Origin of the sequence: Flammeovirga sp. MY04 (assembly GCF_001682195.2) — a bacterium.
Lineage (GTDB): Bacteria > Bacteroidota > Bacteroidia > Cytophagales > Flammeovirgaceae > Flammeovirga > Flammeovirga yaeyamensis.
Window position 1 is genome coordinate 4,320,287 of record NZ_CP003560.2, and the last position, 7,214, is coordinate 4,327,500.

A 7,214-nucleotide genomic window follows, 5' to 3' on the forward strand; every position below is an offset into this window, starting at 1 on the left:
ACTGGTGAATTGATAAGAAATTGATAAACATTCTTCATAAACTTTCAACAACTCCGTTCTGGAATTTATCAATGAAACAAAACGTTCAAGTCAGTAACCTCAATGCGTCTGATTTTAAAACTGAAATCCTTTCAGGTTTAACAGTGGCTATTGCTTTGGTGCCAGAAGCTATTGCTTTTTCATTCATTGCAGGTGTTTCTCCGCTAGTAGGTTTATATGCAGCGGTAGTTATGGGATTCGTAACTGCTGTTGGTGGTGGTAGACCGGGTATGATCTCGGGTGCTACAGGTGCGATTGCTGTAGTAGTAATGCCATTAATTGCTGATAAAGGAATTAATTATTTGTTCCCCGCAATTATATTAGGTGGTGCCTTACAAATTTTAGTAGGTGCTTTACGATTAGGTAAGTTTATCCGTTTGGTTCCCCATCCGGTAATGCTTGGTTTCGTAAATGGTCTGGCCATTGTGATTTTTAAAGCACAGTTCAGTCAATTTATGGTCGATGGCGAATATTTATCTGGTGCACCTTTATACATGATGTTAGGATTGGTAGTACTTGCAATGGTTGTGATCCAATTCTTCCCGAAATTGACAAAAGTAGTTCCTTCTCCATTAATGGCGATCCTATTAGTATCAGGTATTGCTATTGGTTTTGGAATCGACACACCAACTGTTGGTGATATGGCTTCTATTGAAGGTGGTTTACCTTCTTTAATTTTCCCTGATGTTCCATTGAACATGGAAACTTTAATGATCATTTTGCCTTTCGCCTTGAAAGTAGCAGGTGTAGGTCTAATCGAAAGTTTATTAACGCTAACACTAATTGATGAAATCACAGAGACTAGAGGTAGTGGTAATAGAGAATCAGTAGCTCAAGGTGTTGCCAATATTATTTCTGGTTTCACTGGAGGTATGGGCGGTTGTGCAATGATTGGTCAGTCGATGATCAACATTCAATCAGGTGCTAGAAAAAGATGGTCGGGTATTATTGCTGCAGTAGCTTTAATGTCATTTGTATTGTTCTTATCATCGATTATCGAGCAAATTCCAATTGCAGCTCTTGTAGGTGTAATGTTTATGGTAGCGATCGGTACCTTCGAGTGGTCTAGTTTCCGTATCTTAAATAAAGTACCAAAAACAGATGTTGTCGTTTTAATTACGGTATCATTAGTGACAGTTATCGAGGATTTAGCGGTAGCAGTATTGATTGGTATTATTATGTCGGCTTTATCATTCGCTTGGGAAAATGCAGTGAGAATTAGAGCAAGAAAGAAAACAGATGAGTTCGGTAGAAAACATTATGAGATCTACGGACCATTATTCTTTGGTTCAGCAACGAATTTCTTCGAGAAGTTTGATTTCAAAAATGATCCTAAAGAAGTAATTATAGATTTCACAGAGTCTAGAGTAGCTGATTTATCAGGTATTGAAGCGATCAATAAAATCAACGAGAAGTATGAGCAATATGAGAAGAATGTTACTTTCATTCACTTGTCTCAAGATTGTATCGCTTTATTGGATAAAGCTAAATCGCATGTGGAAATTGACCACGATCACGATCCACACTACTCAGTAGTTTATGATGCTTAATTCTTAAGTAATATCAAATAGAAAAAGGCAATGGAGATGTTTTCTTCATTGCCTTTTTTATTTCATCGTATCGAAATATTATTTCCCTAGAATGATTTTCTTGGTAAACTGATTTTCACCATCATCCACTTTTATGATATACATACCGTTTTCTAACTGAGAAAGCACCTTACTGATATCAGCACTTAAAAAATGAAGATGTCCTTCTTCTCTATATAAAACAGTACCCGATAAATCGATAAGTTGTACATCAACATCATCTAACAGCATTGAACTACTGATCTGAATGTTTCCTTTTGAAGGGTTGGGGTAAATTACAATTGAACTATTGTTTAATTCTAAGCTTGTTGGTGATTCAACAAATTTACATCCTTCATCAGTGATAGAAACTTTAAAAGTAGTGCTGTCGCAATAAGTATCCACGTCGCAATATTTTAAAGTGATGGTATATTCTCCTAATTCCTCATAAGTATGGGCAGGGTTGATTTCTGTTGAAGTAGTACCATCGCCAAAATCCCAAGAATAAGATATTATTTTATCCGTAGCATTTGATGTTTCGAAAGTAATATCCTCGTCACAGGTTTCGAAAGCGATATCAGTGGCTAAGTGATATTGATCGGATCCTACATCAAATCCACTAGCTGCTGTTCTTGGATCTCCATCGATATCCGTTTTTATACGATCGATAAACAATCCCTTTCTAAAATCAAATCCATTTTTAAGATGAAAATCTGCAGTTTGAACGAAGGTATCACCATCGATACTTGCTACAGGCAGATCTTCAAAAATATCGGTATCAAATTGAAAAGAGTGTTGAGCGATGTTTGGAAGGAAGTTTTGCCAATCATTGAAGCTGACTATCGTGGTGTCTCCATCCGTTTCTCCTTTAATATTGACTCTTCGAAGTCGCATCATCGATTTCGCTTCTACATTGGATGAATTCATCACATAGCCATTGTAATCAATTAGATAATTCGGAGAGGAAATATCTTTTTCAAAATATTCTAAGTACATAAACCCAGCGACGGTGTCTTGTGCCGTAAATAAATTATTTACTATAGCTAAAGAGTCTCCTTCAAAATCCCTAATTCTTAAAGTATAAGAGTAATCGTGAGTAGGGACTTCCTGTCTATAAAACGTATTGTTGGCGATAATCAATTTATCATAAGTGTATTGATCGTATATCGCATAAGCTGAATTATGACAAATAAAGGTATTGTTGGTGATATAATAATCATGGATTGCTCCACATTCAATACCCGTATAAACGGTGGTGGTGATTTTATTTCTATTTAAAACAACTGAGTCACCATAGAGGATAAACATTCCGTAGTAGCCGCCCATCATTTCATTTTGTTCGACCTCTGCATTCTGTATATACTGCAAATAAATACATTTTGTATTTCCTTCAGAACCTATTCCATTAAAGTAATTGTGTTTTATACTGATGTCCCCTGCGAAAGTATCGCTGTCTGGATAAGAATCAGTTTCTCCTACTATTTGCAAGTGACAGCCTGAACCGAATGCTCTTCTTGTTAGAAAGTCATTATTATACACTTTGTATCCTTTGCCTCTTTGATAGGCAAAACGGACATCATAATAAGAGTTTTCGAAAACATTGTCTCGAACTTCAATGTTAGTAGAACTATCCTTTAAAACGGAAGTGATGTTGTACATTGCCCCTGAGAAATAAGAGGAGTCAATTAAAACATCATGAACCAATCTTAATTTAAGATTGGAAGTAGCAAAGAACATAGTTGGTTCTTCTGTGCCTATTGTATCCGATGTCATCGAAAGATGTTGAATATGGATATTCGAGCAGCTATCGATACTTAATGTGTTTTCAACTAGATGAGTTTGAGTTAACTTCACCTGATTGATCGAATCATTTTTGATGGTCAGATTACTGATAGATAATCCATTAATTCCTCTTAGGTAGATACCCGTTAAATAATCATCTTCCGATTTTTTAGGAATTAAGATGGTGTTTTTCCCCTCTCCACTTGATTTTAAACAGAGACCATATCCATTGGTTTGAAGACTATCTAATATGAAACTGTCCGTATATACACCTTCATGTATTAATAGAGTGACATCATTAGAGAATTCATAAGTGTTTAATGTGTCTGCAGCCTCTTTTAAGGTAGCAAAATCTCCATCGGCCCCAATGGTATAAGTACCCTCTAAGGTGGATTGTGCAAGTAAGGATGGAGTAAATAGAGAAAGTAATAAAGTAATAAAGTAGTTTTTCATAATGTTTGTTCAAAAAGCAGCAAGACCTCTTTTTCCGAATCGGTCACATGAACATTACTGTAAAAAAATGAAGTGAGAAAAAGCGTAAATAAAGTAACGATGAAAAAATAATACTGGTTGATTCGGGGAAGTCTATAATAACAATGTTCAACACAAACATAATGAGATATAGGTTATTAAACAAATGATTCGTTTACAGTGAGTTGGTCCTTTGAGGATATAAAAAAGTCATTCTTTAATACTAAAAGAATGACTCATTATTATTTTTTACTCCTTACAAAAGAATTATTTCGATAAATCCACGAAGATTTCTTTTGTATCTCTCCAGAATTCATCCAGCTTCAACATTCTTGGTTTTAAGAACTCATAGATGTCAGCTTGGTCTTCTGGCTTGAACATATTTACCCCTTCCTTCTCAATATAAATTCTAGAAATGGTTTGTCTCATTTCATTTTTTGTATGAAGTTCCCATTCCCATTCTTCTTCCAGAACACTATGAAGATAACTTTTCATTTCTTCAAATTGCTCGAAAATGAGTTGCTGTATATCCGGATCTTTGTGTGTGAGATAAATACCGACGCCACATTTTTTCTTATCGGCCTCCATTTTAAAAAACACGCTTTTTACTCCGGTTTTATAATTTGTCCAATTAATTCTCTTTCCTTCTTCTGATTTAAAAGGCTTCATCAACTGACCAAATTGAGTCCAGAATGCAGCCCTTAATCTTGAGTGTTCCTCTCTACTAAACATTTATATAAAATTTTAAAGGATCACAAAGTTAATACATTCAGAAGGATCGATCAAAAACTCTAAATTTTGTTGACAACTAATTGAATCATCAAATTATTTCTTTGTGAGAACAAGATCTGTAAAATACTGTTTGTTGTCGGTAAACTGATAATCTAAATGTAGAGACGTTCCTTCAATAATATTTCTGATGATATCAAGATCGTATTTTCTACTAATTTCGGTATGTATCAATTCATCCTTTTTAAAGTGGTACGACGTTTCGTTTTCCTCTATAGTGACTGTTTGATCAACTTTGCTCTTGATGTAACTTTTAGCTATTCCTTCATGCTCAGAATACGTCGCCACATGTTCGAATTGTGATCTATCGAAGTTTCCTCCCAATTCTCTATTGATTCTATCCAGTAGATTGAGGTTGAATTCTGCTGTAATCCCTTTGTTGTCGCTATAGGCAGGGAGAACAATGTCTTTTGATTTGATTAAATCAAGGCCCAACATCAATTGATCTCCTTTTTGCATGACATTGTTTAATTGGTGAATAAAGCCTTTTGCCTGATCATCACTCATATTGCCAAGGTTAGAACCTAAAAAGAGAATGACTTTCTTAGCATCACTTTTTAATTGATCAAGCATTTTAAAGTAATCCCCACAAACCCCCTTCACCTGAAGATTAGGAATCCACTCCGACATTTTCTTCGATATATCAATAATAGCTTGTTCACTGATGTCAATAGGACGATAAACGGTATTTTTTTTATCAAAATGTCGTAATAGCTCTTTTGTTTTAATACCATCTCCTGCACCAAGTTCAATGATCTCTACTTCCTCGTCTTTTAGTAGCTGAGCGATTTCATGCCCTTGAAACATCAATATTTCCATTTCGCTGTTGGTAAGGTAATATTCTTCAAGATTCATGATCTTTCGGAATAAAGCTTCTCCTTTTTTATCATAGAAATACATAGAAGATAAAAACTTGGAAGGAGCAGATAACCCTTTTTCAACATGTTGAGCGAATAATGTCTTTTCTGTAATCATAAGTTTTGGTTGCAATGAGTTAATTTACTTGGCTAAACGTATTCCGGAATATTGCCATCTAAAGTGAGGGTGGAAAAAGTTTCTATAGGTAATACGACTATGGTTAGGGGAAGTAGCAACACTTCCTCCTCTTAATACCATTTGGTTGATCATGAATTTTCCATTGTATTCTCCCAAGGCACCTTCTGCAGTTTTAAAACCGGGGTAAGGAAGGTACGCACTATTGGTCCATTCCCAACGTTTGCCCCATTGGAACTGATTGGCGGCGATTTCCCATTCGAATTCTGTGGGTAACCTCATGCCTTTCCATCGTGCAAAAGCATCTGCTTCATAAAAGTTGATGTGGGCCAGTATTCCTTTCGGGTTGATCACTTGATCTCCCCCGTAGGTGAACTCATGCCAAATACCATCGATTTCTTCCCAATATAATGGTTGAGTGATTTCATTTTTTTGAACCCAAGCCCATCCCTCGTCTAACCAATAATCAAACTTTTTGTAACCTCCATCATTTATAAATGCTATAAACTCTTCATTGGTTACGTAATTATTGCTGATAGCAAATTCGTGTAAGTAGACTTTGTGTCGCCCTAATTCATTATCATAACAGAAATCATCTCCTTGATGTCCGATTTCATAAACACCTTCTTTAATAGTAATCCATTCGGCTGGGGAAGTGTTTTCATCTATCAACAAACTTCCACCTTCTTTATAAGTTGTTTTAAATGGATGATGGTAGAACATCAATTTTAAATCGGTGTACATTAATTCTTGATGCTGTTCCTCGTGGTAAATACCAGTTTTAAGTAAATCTTCTAATTCTCTGTCGACATCCTGAGAAAAAAGCAATTCGATGTGTCGATCTACATAGTGTCTGTATTCATATACTCTTTCTACAGATGGACGAGTAAGCACACCTCTGTTATTTCTAGCTATTCTTTTACCTACATTATTATAATAGCTATTAAATAGATAACTGAATTGTTGATCAAAACATTCATACCCGTCAAGATATTTTGTCAATAAAAATGTCTCGAAAAACCATGTGGTGTGTCCTAATTGCCATTTCATAGGACTAGCGTGTTCTACAACTTGGGGAGTATAATCCTCTATTGAGAGCGGTTGACAAAATTTTTCTGTCCTTTTTCTTGTAGAAAAATAGTGATCAATTGATGTAATAGTAGATTGCATTAGATGAATCTGATTGAGTTTGGTTAATTGATTGTACAATTATTAAGTAAGTATCGATTAAATAGTTTGAGTAGGAATGTAACACACAAGGCAATTTGTTTATTAATCAATATCGATTACGAATGTGATAATTACACTTGTACGGTTCTCTAATTTATTCACTATTAGTGACTTTACAAGCGTTTAGAAAGGTTTTTTTGAAAAAGTTGTTTTGTGAAAATCTCTTCTTACCTTTGCACTCCCTTCAAACGGAAGGCCAACAAAAACAAAGCATTTGTATAGGTGCTTTGGGATTGACAGATTGTAAAGAAGAACAGCGATATTCTTACTGAGTTAGCGAAAAGCTTAACGAATTGTAATGAGTGTTGCGAATTAAAAACCTCTTCTTACCTTTGCACTCGC

5 protein-coding genes are annotated in these 7,214 nt (G+C 35.2%); 1 reads left to right on the plus strand and 4 read right to left on the minus strand.

The features are described 5' to 3' along the window. Window positions 1-71: 71 nt before the first annotated feature. Complete coding sequence (locus MY04_RS17175; protein ID WP_066211682.1) at window positions 72-1,589, plus strand: SulP family inorganic anion transporter; 1,518 nt, start codon at window positions 72-74, stop codon at window positions 1,587-1,589. Window positions 1,590-1,667: 78 nt separating this feature from the next. Here MY04_RS17175 and MY04_RS28295 read toward each other — a convergent pair whose 3' ends face one another. The 4 genes from MY04_RS28295 to egtB all read right to left on the minus strand — a co-directional run bounded on the left by MY04_RS28295 (window position 1,668) and on the right by egtB (window position 6,812). After that, window positions 1,668-3,842, minus strand: coding sequence for a PKD domain-containing protein (locus MY04_RS28295; protein WP_066211685.1), 2,175 nt, complete (start codon window positions 3,840-3,842; stop codon window positions 1,668-1,670). 285 nt (window positions 3,843-4,127) lie between these two features. Then, window positions 4,128-4,592 carry a DUF4268 domain-containing protein gene (locus tag MY04_RS17185; protein ID WP_066211687.1) on the minus strand — a complete coding sequence of 155 codons (465 nt, stop codon included), beginning with the start codon at window positions 4,590-4,592 and terminating at the stop codon, window positions 4,128-4,130. A gap of 93 nt (window positions 4,593-4,685) precedes the next feature. Continuing rightward, window positions 4,686-5,624: an L-histidine N(alpha)-methyltransferase gene (egtD, locus tag MY04_RS17190; RefSeq protein WP_066211688.1), complete on the minus strand. Its 939-nt coding sequence runs from the start codon at window positions 5,622-5,624 to the stop codon at window positions 4,686-4,688. A 24-nt stretch (window positions 5,625-5,648) separates the two neighbouring features. Then, window positions 5,649-6,812, minus strand: coding sequence for an ergothioneine biosynthesis protein EgtB (egtB, locus tag MY04_RS17195; protein ID WP_066211691.1), 1,164 nt, complete (start codon window positions 6,810-6,812; stop codon window positions 5,649-5,651). Window positions 6,813-7,214: the final 402 nt, after the last annotated feature.

Excerpts from the sequence above, each read along its gene's own strand:
- MY04_RS28295 (WP_066211685.1), bottom strand. The coding sequence starts at position 3,842 with ATGAAAAACTACTTTATTACTTTATTACTTTCTCTATTTACTCCATCC.
- egtB (WP_066211691.1), bottom strand. The coding sequence starts at position 6,812 with ATGCAATCTACTATTACATCAATTGATCACTATTTTTCTACAAGAAAA.
- MY04_RS17185 (WP_066211687.1), bottom strand. The coding sequence starts at position 4,592 with ATGTTTAGTAGAGAGGAACACTCAAGATTAAGGGCTGCATTCTGGACT.
- MY04_RS17175 (WP_066211682.1), top strand. The coding sequence starts at position 72 with ATGAAACAAAACGTTCAAGTCAGTAACCTCAATGCGTCTGATTTTAAA.
- egtD (WP_066211688.1), bottom strand. The coding sequence starts at position 5,624 with ATGATTACAGAAAAGACATTATTCGCTCAACATGTTGAAAAAGGGTTA.